The sequence below is a fragment of the Salinisphaera sp. RV14 genome, assembly GCF_052044135.1.
In the GTDB taxonomy this organism is placed as follows: Bacteria; Pseudomonadota; Gammaproteobacteria; order Nevskiales; family Salinisphaeraceae; genus Salinisphaera.
The window spans coordinates 126303-146003 of the sequence record NZ_JBQDYF010000008.1 but is presented as its reverse complement, the minus strand read 5'-3'; the positions used below and the strand labels follow the sequence as shown (position 1 = coordinate 146003).

The 19701-nt window shown below is 66.3% G+C and carries 19 protein-coding genes and 2 riboswitches; all 19 genes read right to left on the bottom strand.

The features are described 5' to 3' along the window. Positions 1–59: 59 nt before the first annotated feature. Positions 60–986, bottom strand: a complete 927-nt coding sequence (locus tag ACS8Y6_RS10470; protein WP_440855523.1) for an ROK family protein — start codon at positions 984–986, stop codon at positions 60–62. 189 nt (positions 987–1175) lie between these two features. Then, positions 1176–2033 carry an NAD-dependent protein deacetylase gene (locus ACS8Y6_RS10465; RefSeq protein ID WP_440848799.1) on the bottom strand — a complete coding sequence of 286 codons (858 nt, stop codon included), beginning with the start codon at positions 2031–2033 and terminating at the stop codon, positions 1176–1178. A gap of 103 nt (positions 2034–2136) precedes the next feature. Beyond that, positions 2137–2406, bottom strand: coding sequence for an acyl-CoA-binding protein (locus tag ACS8Y6_RS10460; RefSeq protein ID WP_440855522.1), 270 nt, complete (start codon positions 2404–2406; stop codon positions 2137–2139). A gap of 317 nt (positions 2407–2723) precedes the next feature. After that, positions 2724–3221: a dihydrofolate reductase gene (locus ACS8Y6_RS10455; protein ID WP_440848797.1), complete on the bottom strand. Its 498-nt coding sequence runs from the start codon at positions 3219–3221 to the stop codon at positions 2724–2726. Beyond that, positions 3218–4756 carry a sensor histidine kinase gene (locus ACS8Y6_RS10450; protein ID WP_440848796.1) on the bottom strand — a complete coding sequence of 513 codons (1539 nt, stop codon included), beginning with the start codon at positions 4754–4756 and terminating at the stop codon, positions 3218–3220. Before ACS8Y6_RS10450 ends, ACS8Y6_RS10455 begins: the two co-directional genes overlap by 4 nt. A gap of 44 nt (positions 4757–4800) precedes the next feature. Next, positions 4801–6516 (bottom strand): putative bifunctional diguanylate cyclase/phosphodiesterase, encoded by a 1716-nt coding sequence (locus ACS8Y6_RS10445; RefSeq protein ID WP_440855521.1) that lies wholly within the window; start codon positions 6514–6516, stop codon positions 4801–4803. A gap of 97 nt (positions 6517–6613) precedes the next feature. After that, positions 6614–7423, bottom strand: coding sequence for a thymidylate synthase (locus tag ACS8Y6_RS10440; RefSeq protein ID WP_440848794.1), 810 nt, complete (start codon positions 7421–7423; stop codon positions 6614–6616). Then, positions 7420–8223 carry a prolipoprotein diacylglyceryl transferase gene (gene lgt / locus ACS8Y6_RS10435; RefSeq protein ID WP_440848793.1) on the bottom strand — a complete coding sequence of 268 codons (804 nt, stop codon included), beginning with the start codon at positions 8221–8223 and terminating at the stop codon, positions 7420–7422. Before lgt ends, ACS8Y6_RS10440 begins: the two co-directional genes overlap by 4 nt. Before the next feature lie 115 nt (positions 8224–8338). After that, a complete protein-coding gene (locus ACS8Y6_RS10430) occupies positions 8339–8869 on the bottom strand; it encodes a GNAT family N-acetyltransferase (protein ID WP_440855520.1) in 531 nt (176 codons plus the stop codon). Positions 8870–8917: 48 nt separating this feature from the next. Further along, positions 8918–9853 (bottom strand): carbohydrate kinase family protein, encoded by a 936-nt coding sequence (locus ACS8Y6_RS10425; RefSeq protein ID WP_440848791.1) that lies wholly within the window; start codon positions 9851–9853, stop codon positions 8918–8920. 96 nt (positions 9854–9949) lie between these two features. After that, positions 9950–11449, bottom strand: coding sequence for an aminomethyl-transferring glycine dehydrogenase subunit GcvPB (gene gcvPB, locus ACS8Y6_RS10420; RefSeq protein WP_440848826.1), 1500 nt, complete (start codon positions 11447–11449; stop codon positions 9950–9952). Between the two features lie 8 nt (positions 11450–11457). After that, positions 11458–11967: a thiol peroxidase gene (gene tpx / locus ACS8Y6_RS10415; RefSeq protein WP_440848790.1), complete on the bottom strand. Its 510-nt coding sequence runs from the start codon at positions 11965–11967 to the stop codon at positions 11458–11460. Position 11968: 1 nt separating this feature from the next. Then, positions 11969–13345 (bottom strand): aminomethyl-transferring glycine dehydrogenase subunit GcvPA, encoded by a 1377-nt coding sequence (gene gcvPA / locus ACS8Y6_RS10410; protein ID WP_440848789.1) that lies wholly within the window; start codon positions 13343–13345, stop codon positions 11969–11971. Between the two features lie 77 nt (positions 13346–13422). Beyond that, positions 13423–13818 carry a glycine cleavage system protein GcvH gene (gcvH, locus tag ACS8Y6_RS10405; RefSeq protein ID WP_109995066.1) on the bottom strand — a complete coding sequence of 132 codons (396 nt, stop codon included), beginning with the start codon at positions 13816–13818 and terminating at the stop codon, positions 13423–13425. Between the two features lie 95 nt (positions 13819–13913). Continuing rightward, positions 13914–15026 carry a glycine cleavage system aminomethyltransferase GcvT gene (gcvT, locus tag ACS8Y6_RS10400; RefSeq protein WP_440855519.1) on the bottom strand — a complete coding sequence of 371 codons (1113 nt, stop codon included), beginning with the start codon at positions 15024–15026 and terminating at the stop codon, positions 13914–13916. Between the two features lie 55 nt (positions 15027–15081). Next, positions 15082–15161, bottom strand: a riboswitch (glycine riboswitch). 12 nt (positions 15162–15173) lie between these two features. Further along, positions 15174–15262: riboswitch (glycine riboswitch) on the bottom strand. Positions 15263–15349: 87 nt separating this feature from the next. After that, positions 15350–16552, bottom strand: coding sequence for a UbiH/UbiF/VisC/COQ6 family ubiquinone biosynthesis hydroxylase (locus tag ACS8Y6_RS10395; protein ID WP_440848787.1), 1203 nt, complete (start codon positions 16550–16552; stop codon positions 15350–15352). Continuing rightward, positions 16549–17793 carry an FAD-dependent monooxygenase gene (locus ACS8Y6_RS10390; RefSeq protein WP_440855518.1) on the bottom strand — a complete coding sequence of 415 codons (1245 nt, stop codon included), beginning with the start codon at positions 17791–17793 and terminating at the stop codon, positions 16549–16551. The genes ACS8Y6_RS10395 and ACS8Y6_RS10390 overlap by 4 nt, the downstream gene beginning before the upstream one ends. After that, complete coding sequence (locus ACS8Y6_RS10385; RefSeq protein ID WP_440855517.1) at positions 17790–19130, bottom strand: aminopeptidase P N-terminal domain-containing protein; 1341 nt, start codon at positions 19128–19130, stop codon at positions 17790–17792. Before ACS8Y6_RS10385 ends, ACS8Y6_RS10390 begins: the two co-directional genes overlap by 4 nt. After that, the gene (locus ACS8Y6_RS10380) at positions 19127–19672 is read right to left on the bottom strand and encodes a UPF0149 family protein (RefSeq protein WP_440848784.1); all 546 of its coding nucleotides are present in this window, start codon (positions 19670–19672) and stop codon (positions 19127–19129) included. Before ACS8Y6_RS10380 ends, ACS8Y6_RS10385 begins: the two co-directional genes overlap by 4 nt. Between the last annotated feature and the right edge of the window lie 29 nt (positions 19673–19701).

The window sequence follows — 19701 nt, the reverse complement described above, 5'->3', positions numbered from 1 at the left end:
AACGAATCGTTACCCGACCATAGCACAGGGCCGCGAATCCCCCTCGGCCGCGACCGTGTTCATGCGCCGGGCACCGGCCACAGCAAAGCCGCCCCGCAAGCGATCGAGACCTCGCCGTGCGCAGCCGGCACGAGGGTGGTTCGGAGATCGTCGGTGGCGCAGTGGCGCGCCCACACCTTGGGGACTTCGCTATACAGCCAGCGAATACGCGACAGCCCGCCGCCAACCACGATAATTTCCGGCTCGATGAGATTGATGACCGCCGCGAATGCCCGTGCACTGCGCGCCAGCCAATCACGCAGGGTTATCCCGGCCAGGCGCTCCCCGGCCTCGGCCCGTGCCACGATATCGGGCACGGCGAGCGCATGGCCGCCCCGGCGCTCATGATCGCGACTCATCCCGGGTCCGGACAACCACGTTTCGATACAGCCGCTCAGCCCGCAGCCACAAGTCGGGGCGCCCCGCATCTCGGCGGCACTCGGCCAGGGCAGGCTATTGTGCCCCCAGGCACCGGCGAACCCGTTCGCGCCACCGACAAGCCGGCCGTCAATCATCAGCGCGCCGGATACGCCGCTGCCGAGTACGGCGGCGAACACCCGGCGCGCGCCCGCGGTCGCCCCGCTGCTCTGTTCGGCCCCGGCCAGGCAACCGGCCTTGTGCGCGGTACGCACATTGCGCCCGAGGGTCGCGGCAAGATCCCGCGGCAGCGGGCGGTTGTTCAACCAGCCCGCATGCGAGCCACATATCAGATGTCGGCTCGCGTTCAGGCGCCCCGGCGTCGCCACACCGACCGGCAGACCCTCGATACCGACATCCGTTTCCAGCATGCCGACCATCTCGACAATCGCGGCGACCGTGGCCGAATAATCCCCGACCGGCACCGCCAGACGCCGTTCGGCATGCACGCGATGATCGGCGTCGACGATCGCCCCGGTGAGGTGCGAGCAACCGAGATCGATCCCCAGGCGCAGGTCACTGGGGCTCACGGGCGGGCCCCCAACACGCCACGGCGAGCACACAGGAGTTGATCACGACACATCGGCTTGAGTTGTCGACATTACCCAGTCAGTGTAGGCGCTCGCCGCAGGACTTGCGATGCGCCATACAGCGGTCTGGCCGGGGCGCCGACCGGAGCCGGGGCCGCGCGGATACAGACACCATCGGCGCGCCCGGTTCTAGTCGATCGCTGCATCCAGCAGCGCGCCGCAGTCGTCGTCGATCTTGTGCGTGATCAGATCGTCGGCCCGGGTACGCCCCCGATTGATCGCCATGATCGGCAGCCCGCGCACCGCGGCTTCGCGGACGAAGCGAAAGCCGGACCACACCATCAGCGAAGAGCCGGATACCAGCACGGCCTCGGCCCCGGCCAGCCCGGCCCAGGCCCGCTCGACGCGCGGCCCGGGTACGGCGCCGCCGAAAAACACCACGTCCGGCTTGAGTATCCCGCCGCACAGGGGGCAATCCGGCACATTGAAGCGCTGGTAGTCGATGTCGCCAAGCTCGATGTCGCCATCGGGGCGCATGGCGTCGGCATCGTGCAGCCAACCGCGGTTGGCCTCGACCAGCATATCCTGCACCCGGTGGCGCGACAGGCGGGTCCCGCAATCCAGGCACACCACACGATCGAGCCGGCCGTGCAGATCGACCACGCTACGGCTGCCCGCGGCCTGATGCAGGCCATCGACATTCTGCGTCACCAGCAGCGACAGCCGCCCGGCCGCCCCCAGCCGTGCCAGGGCGCGGTGGCCGGGATTGGGCCGGGCCCGCGCCACGGGCGGCCAGCCGGCCATGCTGCGTGCCCAGTAGCGACGGCGCTTCGAAAGCTGAGCGATGAACGCCTGATGCTGAATCGGGCGTGCCCCCTTCCAGCCGCCGTCGCGGTCGCGATAGTCCGGAATGCCCGAATCGGTGCTCATGCCGGCGCCGGTCAGGACGAACAGCCGGCGATGGCACGACACGAAGTCGCGCAATCGCTCGACATGCGCCGTCCGGGCGGTCTCCGCCGGATCCGTCAACACATCGATTTCAGTCACGACGCCTCCGGGTAGCGGCAAGGACAGGCCCCGTCATGTTCGAATACCACGGCCTCGCGCGCAATGACCGCGCCGCCGGCCCAAGATACAAGCCCGGCGCCAATCAGTCGCGCTCGGCGTCCAGCAGCGCCCCCACTTTGGTCACGTAACCATGCTTCGCCTTGTCGGCCGCCATCCCCTTGAGTTTGGCCCACGCGTCGTACTTGGCCCGGCCCTTGAAATCGGTGATGCCCGGCCGCTTGCCGGAAACATCGCCCACGGTGGCCTGTTTGTAGTGGGCATACAGCGCCAGCAGATCGGCGTTGCTCGGACGCGTGGACAGCGTCTCGACATCCTTCTGCGCCTGTTCGAATTCAGCTTGCGGATCCGCCATGGATTCTCCTCGGCCCGATGGGCCTTCGTCGCGTCGGTCTGCCGAGTCTAGGGCCTGTTGCCGTTTCGTGCGAGTCCGCGCCAAGCGCTGTTTTGCGGCAAGACGAGGCGTAGTGCGCGCCGTGCAGTCACTCTGCACAAGCGGGCTACAACGCTGGATTGCCGCAAAACAGCGCTTGTCCCTTCGGGTTGGGCCGCAAATCGCGCCCGGCGGCGTTGCAAGTCTTGATCGTGGCACGCCACGACGCGGCGACTCGCGCCTTGCCGGACACGATTTGCGGTCTCCAACGCGGCGCTCGCACGAAACGGCAACAGGCCCTAGCCAGCAATACGCACATACGTCATGAATCGATACGCCGGCGTATCGCCGGTGGCCGCGCGGGGCTCCTCGGCCACGAGTCGCCAGCGGGCCCAGTCCACCGCCGGAAACCAGGTATCGCCGGTATATTCGGCCTCGATACGCGTGATCAGCAGACGGTCGGCCTGCGGCAATGCGAGCGCATAGATCTGCGCCCCGCCGATGACCATGAGTTCCGTCGCATCGGCCGCCTGCGCCAAGGCGGCATCCAGACGATCGACCACGACCACGCCCGCGGCCCGAAAGCCGGGCTGGCGCGTCAACACCAGATTGCGCCGGTGCGGCAACGCCCGACCAATCGATTCAAATGTGCGCCGGCCCATCACGATGGGCTTGCCGCGCGTGTTGTGCTTGAACCAGCGCAGATCCTCCGGCAGGTGCCATGGCATACCGCCCCGGGCGCCGATCAGGCCGTTCACATCCATGGCCGCGATCAGGCTGATACGCGGTTGCGTCATCGTGTCTCCTGGCTTGCGTCTGCCCTGGCCTCGAACTGCCGGGTCAGCGTGATGATGAAGGTCGTTCCCTGACTGTGGGTTTCGGCAATCTCGAGATCCCCCCGATGGCGCCGGGCAATGCGCCGGCACAGATCGAGGCCGATACCGGTTCCGGCCACGGCCTCGCGGTCTTGTCCGGCCAGCATGGCCTCCGGGTTGTCGAAGCCACGCGCGTTGTCGCTGTAGCGCAGCCGCAGCGTGCCCTCGTCCGGCGCCGTCGCCAAGGCTGCGATCGCGATGCGCGGCGGCGCCTCGGGGCGACGATAGCGAATGCTGTTGTCGATCAGATTCTGGAACAGCAACCGCAACTGTACCGGGTCGCCGGACACAACCCCGAGACTGCCCACGTCGACGACGGCGTCGTGCTCGCGCCTGAGCGTGCCCAGATCATCGACGACCGTCGCGATCAACGCCCGGAGATCAATCCGCTGGGGCACGAATGGCGCGTTGTCGATGCGTGCCAGCCGAAGAATCCCCGCCACATTGTCCTGCAGCCGCGCGACCGCCGCATCGATGCGGGCGAGATAGTCCGCAGCACCCGCGCCGGGGGCCACCGCGTCGTCGTCACGTGCTGCGTGGACATACTCGCGCACGCGCCGCAGCGGCTCGCGCAGGTCGTGCACGACCGCATTGAACCAGGCACGCTCAGCCGATTGATCGCCGCCGGCCGCTGGCGCGGTCCGGCGATCACTGGATTTCTCCGGCGCCCCGAGTGCCAGGGTGAAGCCCAGCAGGGTATTGTCGGCCTCGTCGTGCAGCGCGACCACCGTGACCGGCCAGCAGACATCGTCGGGCCCGTCGTCCGTGCCGACCACCACGGCCTGCTGCGGCCGTCCGGTCTCCACCGTGCGATGCAACAGCACGTACCAGTCCTGTTCGTCCGCCGGCCGGAACACATCGATCACCGGACGCCCGACCCACGTGTGATCGACAACCTCCAGACACTCTGCGGCCTGCGGACTGACGTATTTGATCTCGGCCTCGAGCCCCAGCCCGATCCAGCCGGGCTCGCCCGCGATCAGCGCGAGATTGGCGCGGTGGGCGGCGCGCGAGTCGCCCCGCGACCGGCGCCGGCTCGGCAGATCGTATGCCGGCCCGGTCTCCTGGATGAGCACCGCAAAACCCGGCTCGGCTTCGAGCTGCGGCCGGATCTCCAGTCGACAATTCTTGCGCTCGCCGGCCCGCGTCAGTAGCGGTAGATCGAGCTGCGCTTGCCCCGCTGCAGAGGCGCCGAACAGCGTTCGGGTGACCAATCCCTGATGACGATTCTCCGCCGGCGCGAGATGATCGAGCCGGCGCCCCATGACGTCGACCGCAAAATGCCCGAGCAAACGCTCGGCGCTGTCGTGCCAGATGCGGACACGACCATCGAGCGTCAACCCGCACACGGCGAGCGATGAATCCCGCGCGAGCAGCAACTCGAGCGCGCGCTCGGCAAAGCCGCCGTTGTCGTCATCGACGAGCCGGCGTGAAACATGGGCCGTGGAATCGATCATGACCGTTCCATGCTCGTTCGTGAAAACGTCGCCGCGCAACCCGATCAGTGAATCGGGGCGGTCAAACCGGCCAGGAGTTCGGTCACGTCCGGCGTCGTCAGGCCGGGCGCATAATAGAAACCCTGCGCGAAGCCGCAGTGGTTGTCGGCCAGAAAGCGCCGCTGTCCATCGTTCTCGACCCCTTCGGCCACTACACGCATGCCCAGGCTGGCCCCCAGGGCGATGATCGCCCGGGCCATGGCCTGGTCGCTGGGATTGTCCACGACACCGCGCAGACAGTTGAGATCGATCTTGAGCACGTCCACCGGCCGCCGCGTTAGAGACTGGAGCGTCGAGCGACCGCGCCCGACATCATCTATAACGACCCGTACCCCCATATTCTTGAGGGCGACGAGCAGATCATCGAAAATCCGGTTGTCCAGAATGAGTGCGCTTTCGCTGAATTCCAGCTCGAGACAGCCGGGCGGCATGCCGCGCTCGTCGATCAGCCGTCGTACGCTGGCCAGCAGGCCGGCGTTACTGACCAGTTCGGCCGAGACATTGACCGCAAGCACCACGTCGGCATCAATCAGGCCGTAGTCGCGCCAGGCCAGATACTGACGACAGGCCGACGACAGCACCCAGTCACTGAGACGGTTGATAAAACCACTCGTCTCCGCGAGCGCGACGAAACGCGTCGGCGAGATCGGCCCGAGGCGGCTGTGATGCCAGCGCGACAACGCTTCCAGTGCGACGATACGGCCGGTCTCGAGCTCGAACTGGGGCTGGTACACCAGATACAACTCGTCGCGCTCCAGGGCCAGGCGCAGCTCGTTGCCCAGCTCCGCCGGCTCGGCCTCGGTCGCCTGATCGACGTCGGCAAACCAGCAGAATCGATCGCGTCCGGCCCGCTTGGCGGCGTACATCGCAGCATCGGCGTGGGTGAGCAGGGTCATGCCATCGGCGCCGTCCTCGGGATAGCGCGCCGCGCCGATCGATATGGTCACGCGGAGCCGGTGCTCGCGCACCACCACCGGCTGGCGGAACCGATCCAGCACCGCGCGCAGCATCGCATCGACCTCGGTGGTGTCGTCCGTGTCGACCACCGCCACGAATTCGTCGCCACCCACGCGCCCCAACAGCACCTGCGCGCTACAGCAGGCCTGGAGGCGCTCCGCGGCCACGGCCAGGGCGCGGTCGCCCACGTTATGGCCCAGCGAATCGTTGATACTCTTGAAGCCGTCGAGATCGAAATAGATCACCACGAAGGGGGCGCGCCGCTCCGGCGGCTCGGCCAGCTTCCGGGCGATGCGTTCCTGCACCACCCGGCGATTGAACAGACCGGTAATCTGATCGTGCTCGGCCAGATAAGTGAACTGCGCCTGGTTGGCGTACTGCTGGATCGCGTAGCGAATGACCCGTTCGATCAGTACCGCCGTCAGGGAATCCTTGGACAGAAAATCGACCGCGCCGGCCTTCATGACCGCCAGATCGATTTCATAATTGTCGTTACCGGTCAGCACGACGATCGGCCCCGCGAAGCGTCGGGCCGCCGCGCTGCGCAGCACTTCCAGGCCGGTGCGCGCGCCCAGCTGATAATCGAGCAGGCAAATATCGTGCGCAGCACGCGCCAGCTCACGTTCGGCTTCGACGTGGTCCGATGCGAACGTCAGGGCATACCCCATGCCGTGCGCCGCCGACAACAGACTGGCCAGATGTTCGCGATCCTCTTCGCTATCCTCAACGACGAGAACCCGAATCGGGCCCGTTCCCTGATCCAATGTGAGTTTTCTTATTCAAATGTCATGATCGACATTCTACTTCAACTCACCGACCGCGCGCTGAAAATACTGGCCGGGCGCGAGCCGCCTCGGACATTCAGACCGCGATCGGGGCCTTGATGGTCGGATGGCTTTTATAATCAAGCAATTCAATGTCATCGAAACGAAAATCGAAGATATCGTCGATGGCCGGATTCAGATGCAGGCGCGGTGGCGCGAGCGGCTCGCGCGCAAGCTGGGCGGCCACTTGGTCGAGGTGATTCAAGTAAATATGCGCGTCGCCGAGCGTATGCACAAAGTCGCCCACGGCCAGATCGCATACCTGGGCAATCATGTGCGTTAATATCGCATAAGAGGCAATATTGAACGGCACGCCCAGAAAAATATCGGCACTGCGCTGATAGAGCTGGCAGGACAAACGCCCGCCGGCGACATAAAACTGAAACATCGCATGACACGGCGGCAACGCCATATCGTCGACCTGGGCCGGATTCCACGCGGTCACGATATGCCGGCGTGAATCGGGATTACGCCGGATACCCTCGATCACGCGTGCCAGCTGATCGATCGACTCGCCGTTCGGCGCCGGCCAGCTGCGCCACTGGTAGCCGTAGACCGGACCGAGATCGCCGTTCTCGTCGGCCCAATCGTCCCAGATCCGGACTTTGTGCTCGCGCAGGTAGGCGATATTGGTATCGCCGGCGATGAACCACAGCAGCTCGTGGATGATCGAGCGCAGGTGCAGTTTCTTGGTGGTCAGGGCTGGGAAACCGCGGGCCAGATCGAACCGCATCTGGCGGCCGAACACCGACTTCGTGCCCACGCCGGTACGATCGGCCTTGGTCACGCCGTGATCGCGCACCTCGCGCATCAGGTCGAGATAGGGTTGCTCGATCGCCGCACTCACCTGGCGCCGCCCTCATTCGGATCGCGTCGGGTATATGCCCAGATCAAAAGCGCGATGCCGCCGACGATCATGGGCGCCGAATAGATCTGGCCCAGCGTCATCCAGCCGAAGGCGACGAAGCCGGCGAACGGATCCGGCTGGCGGAAGAACTCGCAGAAAAAACGAAAGCAGCCATAGCCGACCAGGAATACACCGGATACCGCCGCGCGCGGGCGCGGCTTGGCCGCATAGATCCAGAGAATCGCGAACAGGGCGAGTCCTTCCAGCGAGGCCTCGTACAGTTCCGAGGGATGCCGCGGCTGCGGGCCGACATGCGGATAGATCATGGCCCAGGGCACATCCGTGACCCGGCCCACCAGTTCGCCGTTGATGAAATTCCCGATACGCCCGAAGAACAGCCCGATCGGCACGATCGGCGCCACGAAGTCGGTAATCTGGAAGAAGGTGCGGTGTGTCTTGCGCGCGAACCACATCGATGCGATCAACACACCGATCAGACCGCCGTGGAACGACATGCCGCCGTCCCAGACCGCGAAGATCTGCAACGGATGGTGATAGAACAGATCGGGCTGGTACAGCAGCACATAGCCCAGCCGTCCGCCGAACACCACGCCGAGCACGACATAGAACAGGAAGTCGCCGACTTCCTCCTTGTGCCAGTGCACATGCGGCTGGCGCGTGCGCACAATGCCCATGCCCCAGCCGATGAGGAAGGACAACAAATACATCAGGCCGTACCAGTGCACGGCCAACGGGCCGATCGAAAACGCGATCGGGTCGAAATCGGGACGTACGAACATGGGCGCGGAGTTTAGCAGCACGCCGCCCTGTCGTGGCGATCAAACCAATGACGAATTCTTGAAACCGCATCCGGCCGTCGGTGGACACATCGCGCGTGTCGCCTGGCCCGCGGGGTCAGCGCGTCAGCGCATAGCACAGCGCATCGCGCGGCGCCGCCGCATGGCCGAGATTAGGGCACGGCGCCCAGCGCGCGAGCCGCCCTTCGTATCGCATGCCGAGTTTTTCCAGCACGCGCGCGGAGGCGGTGTTCTCGACATCACAGGTCGCCCAGACACGATACAGATCGTCGTTGCCCCAGGCGGCCTCGACAATGGCCGCGGCCGCCTCCGTGGCCAGCCCCCGCCCCCAGACCGAGGGCGCGAGGATATAACCGATCTCCGCGCCGTGCTGATCGAACTGGCACGAGGCCGCCCCGTGCAGCACGCCGGTGGCGCGGTCGGTCACGGCGTAGCAGAAATCGTCGCCCGCAGCCCAGCCGGCCGCGACATCGTCGAGAAAGTCGTGGGTGTCATCGATGTCCGCCGCGGTCGGCCAGATCATGTAACGCGTGGCCACCGGATCGCTGGCGTAGGCGAAGATGGCCCCGGCATCGGTAGGCTCCGGCGGCCGCAGATGCAACCGCCGGGTATCGACGCTGCGCGGCATGACGGTCATCATCGAACGCGATCTCCCCTCAGGCCGCGCAGGCTATTTTCAGCCCAGCGCGTGGCCGAATTCCTTGGCGTAGCGCGCCTTGAACTCGTCCATCGTGAAGGCGTGGTTCTGGGTGCCGGGCCGCTCGATCTTGATCGTGCCCATCAGCGAGGCGATGCGACCTGTGGTGGCCCAGTCGTAACCCTGCTGCAGGCCGTAGATCAGCCCGGCCCGGAACGCGTCGCCGCAACCTGTCGGGTCGCTCAATGCCGAGGGGCTGCCGGTGGGTATCTCGTAGGTCTTGCCGTCGGCATAGATCACCGACCCCTTGGCGCCCTTGGTCACGATCAGCGCCTTGAGCCGGGATGCAATCTCGGCCTCGCTCATGCCCGTACGATCGCGCACCAGCTTGGACTCGTAGTCGTTGACCGCGAGATACGCCGCCTGGTCGATGATCGTGTTCAGCTCCGCGCCGTTGAACATCGGCAGGCCCTGCCCCGGATCGAAGATGAAATCGATCCCGGCATCGGCAAACTGCTGCGCATGGGCAACCATGCCGTCCTTGCCATCCGGCGACACCATGCCCAGCGTGATACCGGCATTATCCGGCACCGCCTGCTCGTGGGCATGGTTCATCGCGCCCGGATGGAAGGCCGTGATCTGGTTGTCGTCCATGTCGGTGGTGATGTACGCCTGCGCGGTGTAGGCATCATCGATACGCAAGATGTGATCACGGCTGATGCCGTGCTGATCCATCCAGTCGGCATAGTCGTCGAAATCCTTGCCGACCGTCCCCATGGCCTTGCCCTCGCCGCCCAGCAGCGCCAGCGAATAGGCAATGTTACCGGCACAGCCACCGAACTCCCGACGCATTTCCGGCACCAGAAAGGAGACGTTCAGCATGTGCACCTGGTCGGGCAGAATCTCGTTCTTGAACTGCCCGGAGTAGACCATGATGGTATCGAAAGCAAAGGAACCGCAGATCAGCGCAGACATAGATTGTCCTTTCGTCAAGTGAACGGGTGGCGCACTTTCATCGCCCGCCGAGGCGCCGCCGGTATCAATCCGCCGGCGCACTCTGTAAGCATTGCATCAGGCCGCCGAACGCTCGCCGCCGGTTTCGGGCTCGTATTTCAAATCGAGCGACTTGGCCGCCGCGACTTCGTCCAGCCGGCGCACCGGCAGGCTCACCGGGGCGTTTTTTAAAGTGGTTGCATCGTTTCTGGCTTCGTTCCAGATCGCGACCATGGCGTCGACGAAGCCGTCGAGCGTTTCGCGCGATTCGGTCTCGGTGGGCTCGATCAGAAAGCACTCCGGCACGAGCAGCGGGAAATAGATGGTCGGCGCATGATAGCCGTAGTCGAGCAGCCGCTTGGCGAAGTCGGTCGCGGTGACGTCCAACTGCTGCTTCTGGCGCTTGAGCGTGACGATGAACTCGTGGCTGGCGCGTCGGTCCGGGAACGCCACCTCGAAGCCGGCCTGCTTGAGCCGCGTCATCAGGTAGTTCGAGTTGAGCGTCGCGAATTCGGAGACCCGTGTCATGCCTTCGCGCCCCAGCAGGCGCGCATAGACATAGGCCCGCAGCAGCACGCCGGCGTTGCCCATGAAGGTCGAAAGGCGGCCGATCGTGTGCGGCACATCCTTTTCGGTCAGCCAGCGATAGCTGACGTTTGTGCCCTCGCCTTCGCGGCCGACCGCGGGGATCGGCATGAAATCGCGCAGACGTTTCGACACACCGACCGCGCCGGAGCCCGGCCCGCCGCCGCCGTGCGGCGTGGAGAAGGTCTTGTGCAGGTTCATGTGGATGACATCGAAGCCCATGTCGCCCGGGCGCACCTTGCCGAGAATGGCATTGAGGTTGGCGCCGTCGTAATACAGCAGGCCCCCGGCCTCGTGGATCATCTTCGAGATCTCGAGGATGTCCTGTTCGAACACGCCCAGTGTGGACGGGTTGGTCAGCATGATGCCGGCGGTCTTCGGGCCCACTTTCGAGCGCAGCGCCTCCAGATCGACGTCACCATCGGCGTCGGTCGGAATCTCGACCACGGTGCAGCCGCACATCACGGCCGTGGCCGGATTGGTGCCGTGGGCGGCGCTCGGCACGATGATTTCGTCGCGCTCGGTATCGCCGCGGGCCTCATGGTAGGCCTTGATCATCGCCACGCCGGTGAATTCGCCCTGCGCGCCAGCCATCGGCGTGAGCGAGACCGCGGCCATGCCCGTGACCGTCTTGAGCATTTCCTGCAGGTCGAAAAAGCAGGCCATCATGCCCTGGCTGTGGCTGGCCGGCGCCAGCGGATGCCGGTTGAGAAAACCGGGCAGCGAGGCCAGCGTGTTACAGGCGCGTGGGTTGTACTTCATCGTGCACGAACCCAGCGGGTAGAAGTGCGTATCGATGGAGAAGTTGAGCTGCGACAGACGGGTGTAGTGCCGCACCACGTCCAGTTCGGAGACTTCCGGCAGGCCAAGCGCGCTGCGGCGCCGGAGGTTCGCCGGCAGATCGTCCACCGCGGGCGCGCTTGCCGGCGCCTGGGCGGTGGCCCGGCGGCCGGGCCGGCTGTGTTCGAAGATCAGTCGTTCAGTCATGGCAATCGATAACGTTAGGCCGATTCGAGCGCGGCGATGGCCGCGTCGTAGTCCGGTTCCTGGGAAATCTCGGGCACGAGTTCGCTGTAGACGACGCGATCGTCGGCATCGGCCACGATCACGGCGCGGGCGCACAGCCCGGCCATGCCGCCGTCCTCGATCAGCACGCCGTAGTCGGCGGCGAAGGTCTTGTCGCGCATCATCGACAGCGTGACGCCGTTTTCCAACCCTTCGGCGGCACAGAAGCGCTTGTGCGCGAACGGCAGATCGGCCGAGACCTGCAACAGCACCACACCGGTCATGGCCTCGACGCGGGCATTGAACCGCTTGACCGACAGCGCACAGGTGGGCGTGTCCAGGCTCGGGAAGATATTGAAGATCCTGGCGCGGCCGGCGAACGCGTCGAGCCCGACATCGACCAGATCGCTGCCGGTGAGCCGCAGCGGCGGCAATCGATCGCCCGGCTGCGGCAGTTCGCCGGCGACGTGCATTTCGGCGCCGCGGCGCGTGATGGTTCGGCTCATATCAGGCCACCTCTGTCATTTCTGCCAGCACATCCGACAGCGCGTTGGCGTAGGCCGCCAGATCGTCGTCGGTCTTGGTTTCGGTGGCACAGACGAGCACTACGTCGTCCATGTCGTCGAAGAATGCGCCCAGCGCCAGACCGCCGAGAATGCCGCGCTCGGCCAGCGCGTCGAGCACCGGCTGGGCCGGCACCGGCAGGCGCAGCGCGGCTTCGTGGAAGAACGGTGTATTGAATACGCGCCCCACACCGTCGAGTGCGGTCAGGCGGGCGACCAGATCGCGCGTGGTCGCGGCACAGGTCGCGGCCACGGTTTCCAGACCATGCGAGCCCAGCAGGCTCATGTGAATGGTCGCGGCGGTGACCAGCAGACCCTGATTGGTACAGATATTCGACGTCGCCTTCGATCGACGAATGTGCTGCTCGCGCGGCTGCAGCGTGAGCACATAGCCCGGCTTGCCGTCGATATCGCGGGTGCGCCCGACCACGCGCCCCGGCATCTGGCGCACATGGGTTTTGCGACAGCACAGAATGCCGAAGTACGGCCCGCCGCCGGCCAGTGGCGCGCCCAGCGGCTGGCCCTCGCCGACCACGATATCGGCACCGGCGCCGTCGCCCCACTCGCCCGGGGGCGTCAGCAGCGCGAGCGACACCGGGTTGACCACACCGATCGCCAACGCGCCGTTGTCGCGCGCCCAGTCGGTGAGCGCATCCACATCCTCCAGCACGCCGAAGAAATTCGGCTGCGGGATGACGAGCGCGGTGATGTCAGCGCCGGCCCGGGCGTCGAGCGCGGCGCGGTCGATCCTGCCGTCGGCGCCGTAGGGAATGGTCTCGAAGATAATGTTCTGGTTCGCGCAGATGTTATGCGCGACTTCGCGATAGTACGGGTGCACGCCGGCCGGCATCAGCACCCGCCTGGACTTGGATTTGCGATTGGCCCGCACGGCCATCAGCACGGCCTCGGCCAGCGCGGAGGCGCCGTCATACAGCGAGGCGTTGGCGACGTCCATGCCGGTCAAACCGCACATCATCGTCTGGTATTCGTACACGACCTGCAGCGTGCCCTGGCTGGCCTCGGGCTGATAAGGCGTATAGGCGCTATAGAACTCGCCGCGGGTGGTGATCTCCCATACCGCGGCCGGCACATGATGCTCGTAGGCACCCGCGCCGATGAAGCACAACCCCCCGGCATCCCGCGCGGCGCGCTGGTGCATCAAGCGGGTGACGGCCTGCTCGCTGGCGCGTTCCGGAATCGCCGAGATATCGACGTTGCGCAGCTTCGGGTCGATCTCGGAAAACAGGGCATCGACACTGTCCGCGCCGATGGCGGCCAGCATGTCCGTGATGTCCTTGTCGGTATGGGGAATGAAAGGCATAGCGTTTGCAGGTTGAAACCGGGCTGAAAACCAGGAAGCGGCGCCGACGACGCGCGCCGGCACCGTAAGGCGATCGATCAGTCTTCTTCGGCTTCGACGATCTCACCGTAGGCATCGGCGTCCAGCAGGTCGTCGAGATGCGCGGTGTTATCGACCGTCATCTTGAACAACCAGCCCTCGCCGAACGGATCTTCGTTGACGCGCTCGGGCGAATCGGCCAGTTCCTCGTTGACCTCGACGATCTCGCCGTCGACCGGCGCATAGATATCGGAGGCGGCCTTGACCGATTCGACCACCGCCACCGGGTCGCCCACGGCGAACTTGGTGCCGGTCTCCGGCAGTTCGACGAACACCAGGTCGCCCAGCGAGCCCTGGGCGTATTCGGTGATGCCGACGGTCACGGTGCCGTCGCCGTCGTTGGCCACCCATTCGTGGCTCTTGGTATACGAAAGTTCGTTCGGGATATCGCTCATTGTCTTATCCTGGATTGGCCCCTTGACGAGTCGAAATGATAAGCGAGGCGGCCCCGTATTCCAGCCGCTCGCGGGGAAAAGCGTCGGTCCGGCCGCTAGAGATCGATGCAGATCTCGCCGTGACGCACGAAGGGATAGGAGACGATGCGCGCCGGCACCCACTTGCCGCGCAGCTCGACCTCGACCGGATCCGTCCAGTCGGCGGGCACGCGCGCCAGCGCGATCGAGCGCGACAGGGTCGGCGCGAAGCTGCCGCTGGTGACTTGGCCGGGCGCGTCCCCGGCATCGCTGGCCTCGTCGCCGGCCGCGCGCACGGCCGCGCCGTGGCGCATGACGCCGCGCCCTTCCAGCAGCAGGCCGACCATTTTCCTGGTCTCGTCATGCTCGCGGATATGTGCCAGCGCATCCCGGCCGATGAATTCGCGCTCCGCCGGCTCGAAGGCCACGGTCCAGGCCAGGCCGGACTCCAGCGGCGTGGTGTCTTCGTCCATGTCCTGGCCGTAGAGATTCAGCCCGGCCTCGAGCCGCAGCGTGTCCCGCGCACCGAGGCCGATCGGCGACACGCCGGCCTCATGCAGCGCCCGCCAGGTCTCGACCGCCGCGTCGGCCGGCAGCATGATCTCGAACCCGTCCTCGCCGGTATAACCGGTGCGACCGATCGCCCATTCACCGGCGACCGTGACGCGAAACGGATTGAGTTCCATCGCCGCGGCCGCGAGCTCGTCGTCGAGAATGCGCTGGCAAAGCTTGCGTGCCTGCGGTCCCTGTACGGCGATGATTGCCAGCTCGTCGCGCGCCGTGACCGTGGCGTCGAAGTCGCGGGCCTGGCTGGTGATCCACGCCATGTCCTTGGTCGTGGTGGCCGCATTGACCACGATGCGATACCAGTGCTCGCCCAGGTGATAGACGATCAGGTCGTCGACCACGCCGCCGCGGGTATTGAGCATGCAGGTATAGAAGGCACGGCCCACTTGGTCGATCTTGGCCACATCGTTGGCCAGAGTCCGCCGCAGCAGGTCGCGCGCCTGCGGCCCCTCGATGTCGACCGGGCGCATGTGCGAGACGTCGAACATGCCGGCCGATTCACGCACGGCCTTGTGTTCGGCGATCTGGGAGCCGTAGTCGATCGGCATCTCCCAGCCGGCGAAAGTCACCAGCTTGGCGCCCAGGGCAACGTGCTCGTCGTACAACGGGGTCTGATTGGCCATGCGATCGACTCTGTTTGGGCAAATTGCAGCAGTTCAAAGACCGTCGGTCTCGTTCCGCCGCCCCTCTGTCCTGGCACCTGAGAGATTCGCCCCGTCGGTGAACCGCCTTGGCGGTTGCTCTCCAGAGTCGATCGTGGCCGGCGAGCCGGCCCGCGCGTGGTCCTGTGGCCTGAGCGTTTCCGGGCGGAATTGCGCCTTCGGCGGCGGGCGTGCCCGCTCTCTCCCACGCGTTTTGCGATCGTGGGACGAACTATACCGGGCGCGCCGGACCATGCCAAATGGCGCGCCCCGGGCCTGTCGCCGTTTAGCGCGCGCGGCCCGCGCTAGCGCAACAGTCGCGCGCCGTCGGGGGAAAGCCCCGCGGCCTGGCTGATCATGACCCGGCGCATCGGCGCCAGCCGCGACGCACCGCCGATCGCCAGTCCGCGCAACGCGCGCAGCAGCGGGTTGCGGCTGCCGTAGAGCCGCTTCAGGCCATCGGTGGCGGCCAGCATCATCATGTTGTCGGCCATGCGCGCGCGCTGATAACGCTTGAGGTAGCGCAATTCGCCGGCATCCGCCCCCGCCGCGCGGCCCGCCTCGAGTGCGGCCACCAGCTCGGCGACATCCAGCAGCCCCAGGTTCACCCCCTGCCCGGCCATGGGATGGACGACGTGTGCGGCATCGCCGGCGATCGCCACGCGCGGTTGTACGTATTCGCGCGCATGCATGAGCTTGAGCGGGAACGCCGCACGCGGGCCCATGTGCTCGATGCGCCCGAGCGCGCCGCCGCTGGCCTCGGTTAGCCGGCGACAGAATTCGTCATGATCGAGTGCGGCCAATTCATCCGCCAGCGCTTCGTCGGCGTGCCAGGCCAGCGAGCACCGGCCATCCGACAACGGCAGAAACGCCACCGGGCCGGTTTCGGTGAAGCGCTGCCAGGCGATATGTCGGTGGTGGTGCGCGGTCGTGACCGTGCCGACCGTGCAACGCTGGCCATACGCCCATCCCGTGGTGGCGATGCCGGCGGCTTCGCGCACCGGCGAATTCGCCCCTTCGGCCCCGACCACCAGGGCCGCGGTGATCTCCTGTTCATCATCGAGCGTCAGCCGTGCGGCGTTGTCGTCGACTGCCAGCGACGCGAGGCGGGCCGGGCAATAGACATCGACATGCTCGAGCGCCTGCCACGCGGCATCGACCACCAGCGCATTCTCCACGATATGCCCGAGCTCGGGCAGGCCGACCGCGGTATTCTCGAGAAACAGCTCGTCATCGCCGCCGGCCTGCCAGACCTTCATGCCGGTGAAGGCACAGATTCGCTGCGCCGGCACGCGCTCCCAGAGACCTAGATTGTCCAGCACCCGCCGCGGGCCCGGCGCGATCGCCGATTGCCGCAGATCGTAGTCGGCGTCCGGGTCGAGCGGCTTCGGCTGCCTGGCCTCGATCAGCGCGACGTGGAAATCGGCGTCGGACAGTGCGACGGCGAGCACCGCGCCCACCATGCCGCCGCCGACAATGGCGACATCGTAACGAGGACCTGTGGTCATGAGTTCATCCTGCGGTCGGAGCGGCGCATTGCGGTGTCATCGAGCAGCGCCAGCCCCATGCTGCGCCGCGCCATGCCGCCGCGCACGCCCGGCGCCAGCGACAAACCGAACAGACCGGCGCCGCGCACATGACCAAGGCCCGGCACGCGGTTGGAAAACAGGCGCACGATGCGGTCGGTGAAATTGGCCACGCGGTGTTGATCCGGTCGCCGGCTCTCGGCCCAGGCCGCCAGATGATCGGCGTCGCCCGGATCGAACGCGGCACCGTCGAGCTGCTGGTGCTCGCGCAGGGCGGCCGCCACGCCCAGCGCATCCCGGATCGCCAGATTGAAGCCCTGGGCCGCGGCCGGGTGCAGCGCGTGGCCGGCATTGCCGATCAATGCGGCACGATGCGACCAGGCCCGGTCGCAGAGCACGCGCGCCAGCGGATAGGCGCCACGCGGCCCGGCCAGCGTCAACCGGCCCAGGCGATCACCGAAACGCGCCTGCAACTCGGCGGTGAAATCGTCGTCGCTCGAGTCCAGCAAGCGCCGCGCCTCGTCGGTCGGCACGGTCCAGACCACGGCCGCCGTGTCATGTACGAACGGCAACAGCGCCACCGGCCCGTCCGGGGTGAAACGTTCGTAGGCACAACCGGCCAGCGGGCGTTCGGTGTGGGCCTTGGTGATGATCGCCGACTGACCATAGTCGTCGACCGTCGCCCCGATGCCCAGCGCCGAGCGCACTTTCGAGTGGGTGCCGTCGGCCCCGATCACCAGCCGCGTGGTCAGCCGGCGCTTGCCCTCACCTTCGGCCAGTGTGAGTTCAACCGCCGCGTCGCCCCGATAAGCCAGCGACTCGAAGGCCGCGGGCGCGATCGTATCCACATGATCCATGCCGGCCAGCCGCTCGCGCAGGACAGCGATCATGGTGAGATTGGGCACGACATAGCCGAGCGCGGGCAGATCGTACTCCGCCGCGTCGACGGTGACGCGGCCGAAATACCCGGCCTGCGAGACATGCAGGCGCTCGATCGCGGCCGCGTCCTCGGCCATCGCCGACCACAGCCCGAGCTGGTCGAACATGGCGCGCGTGCCCCAGGCGAGTGCCGTGGTGCGTGCCTTCATGTTCTCGTCAACCGGCGCATCGAAGGCCACCGCTTCGATCAGCGCGATGCGCAGCCCGCTGCCGGACAGTGCGCACGCCAGGCTGGCACCGGCCAGGCCGCCGCCGACGACGGCAATATCGTAATCGGTGTTCACGCGTGCTCGCTCATGAGCGCCTCGATGGCCGCCGGCGCCTTGGGCACGGCCGAGGTCATGACCTCCGGATCGCCACCGGTGATCACGACATCGTCCTCTACCCGGATGCCAATGCCCCAATAGCGCGGGTCCGCGCCCTCGGTGCCCGGCGGGATATACAAGCCGGGCTCGATCGTGAGCACCATGCCGGGTTCGAGCGCGCGCCACTCGCCGTCCTGCTTGTACGCGCCCACGTCGTGCACATCCATGCCGAGCCAATGGCTCGTGCCGTGCATGAAGAACGTCTTGTAGCGCTCGTCGGCCATCACCGATTCGCGATCGCCGGTGACGAAGCCCAGTTCGAGCAGACCGTCGACCAGGGTCTCGAGCGCGGCCTGGTGCGGTGCGTTGGCCTTCGCCCCGGCACGGCAGGCCGCGATCGCGGCTTCGTTGGCGGCCAGCACGATGTCGTAGACCTCGCGCTGGGTGTCGGTGAAACGGCCGTTGGCCGGGAACGTACGCGTGATATCGCCGGCATAGCCGCGATACTCGGCGCCGGAGTCGATCAGCACCAGATCGCCGTCGGCGAGCGCCGATGCATTTTCCACATAATGCAGCACACAGGCGTTGGCCCCCGCGCCGACGATGGTCGGATACGCCCAGTGCATGCCGTCGAGGCCGTAAATGTAATGCAGCGTGGCCTCGAGCTGATATTCGTACACACCCGGTCGGGCCGCGCGCATGGCCGCGCAATGCCCCGCCGCCGACGTCGCGGCGGCCTGGCGCATCAGGGCCAGTTCGGCCGGGGACTTACGCAACCGCATTTCATGCACCACGCTGTTGAGCGTGATGATGTGCTCGGGCGGCGCCGCATGCCGGCCGCGCGAACGCACGTCGTTCAACCGCGCGAGCAGGCGCTGTTCGAATTCCGGATGAATGCCCTGGGTCATGTACAGGTACTTACGAGTCGAGAGCATGTCACCGATGCGCGCGTCGAATTCCTCGATCGGAAAGGCCTGATCGGCGCCGAACCGCGCCATCGCCCCCTCGGTGCCGGCGCGATGGCCGATCCAGGTCTCGGCCGCCGGATCACGCTCGCGACAGAACAGCACGTACGCGCCGTCTTCGCGTCCGGGCGCAATCACCGCGATCGCACAAGGCTCGCCGAAGCCGGTCAGATAGCGAAAATCGCTGTTCGGCCGATACGGATAATCGACGTCGTTGTTGCGATTGCGTTCCGGCGTGGCGGCAATGACCGCGATGGCGGAGGCGCCGATCTCGCGCGCCAGCGCAGCGCGGCGCTCGGCGTGATCGGACGGGTCGTCGGCGTGATTCAGATGGGACGGGTCGGCAATCAATGCAGCGTCTCCCGGCTTTCGGGGCCTTCCCGTCGCGGCTGGAGTTCGAGAAAGATCATCTGCACGCCGACGCGCACGTACTCCACCAGCTCGGCGTAGTCGGCTTCGGCGCTGTCGGCATCCTCTTCGGCGGTGAGCTCGGCCTTGGACAGTTCGGTGAGATCGGTCACGATCTCGCGAACTTCATCCGACAACTGATCCGGATCGAAGCGACCGCGATAGCTCAGGCCGAAAAGAAAGCCCGAACACCAGCGCGCGAGCGCGTTGACGCGACGATCCAGCGAGTGCTCGTCGTCGTCAGGCAGTAACGGCGTGAAGCTCAGGTCGGGATCGAACAGCCCTTCGAGCGTCATCTCGCGCAGGGCCTCGAGCGCGGCGGTCAGGTTCTCGGCCTCGACATCGTCCACGGCCGCCGCCGGCGGCTGCTCGTTATCGATGCACAACATGCCGGTCAGCGTGCCGTGGGTCTCGCCGGGTGTTTGCACCGACCCGGCTTGCTTGAGCCCGTGATCGAGGGCCATGAAGATATCGGACTGACTCATGTCGGACCTTTGCGTTAAAGCGACCTCAT

Bases quoted from the DNA above. Each gene is read 5' to 3' on its own strand.
- ACS8Y6_RS10460 (WP_440855522.1), bottom strand. From the start codon at position 2,406: ATGGCGGATCCGCAAGCTGAATTCGAACAGGCGCAGAAGGATGTCGAG.
- ACS8Y6_RS10455 (WP_440848797.1), bottom strand. From the start codon at position 3,221: ATGACGCAACCGCGTATCAGCCTGATCGCGGCCATGGATGTGAACGGC.
- ACS8Y6_RS10450 (WP_440848796.1), bottom strand. From the start codon at position 4,756: ATGATCGATTCCACGGCCCATGTTTCACGCCGGCTCGTCGATGACGAC.
- lgt (WP_440848793.1), bottom strand. From the start codon at position 8,223: ATGTTCGTACGTCCCGATTTCGACCCGATCGCGTTTTCGATCGGCCCG.
- ACS8Y6_RS10430 (WP_440855520.1), bottom strand. From the start codon at position 8,869: ATGCCGCGCAGCGTCGATACCCGGCGGTTGCATCTGCGGCCGCCGGAG.
- ACS8Y6_RS10425 (WP_440848791.1), bottom strand. From the start codon at position 9,853: ATGTCTGCGCTGATCTGCGGTTCCTTTGCTTTCGATACCATCATGGTC.
- tpx (WP_440848790.1), bottom strand. From the start codon at position 11,967: ATGAGCCGAACCATCACGCGCCGCGGCGCCGAAATGCACGTCGCCGGC.
- gcvPA (WP_440848789.1), bottom strand. From the start codon at position 13,345: ATGCCTTTCATTCCCCATACCGACAAGGACATCACGGACATGCTGGCC.
- gcvH (WP_109995066.1), bottom strand. From the start codon at position 13,818: ATGAGCGATATCCCGAACGAACTTTCGTATACCAAGAGCCACGAATGG.
- gcvT (WP_440855519.1), bottom strand. From the start codon at position 15,026: ATGGCCAATCAGACCCCGTTGTACGACGAGCACGTTGCCCTGGGCGCC.
- ACS8Y6_RS10395 (WP_440848787.1), bottom strand. From the start codon at position 16,552: ATGACCACAGGTCCTCGTTACGATGTCGCCATTGTCGGCGGCGGCATG.
- ACS8Y6_RS10380 (WP_440848784.1), bottom strand. From the start codon at position 19,672: ATGAGTCAGTCCGATATCTTCATGGCCCTCGATCACGGGCTCAAGCAA.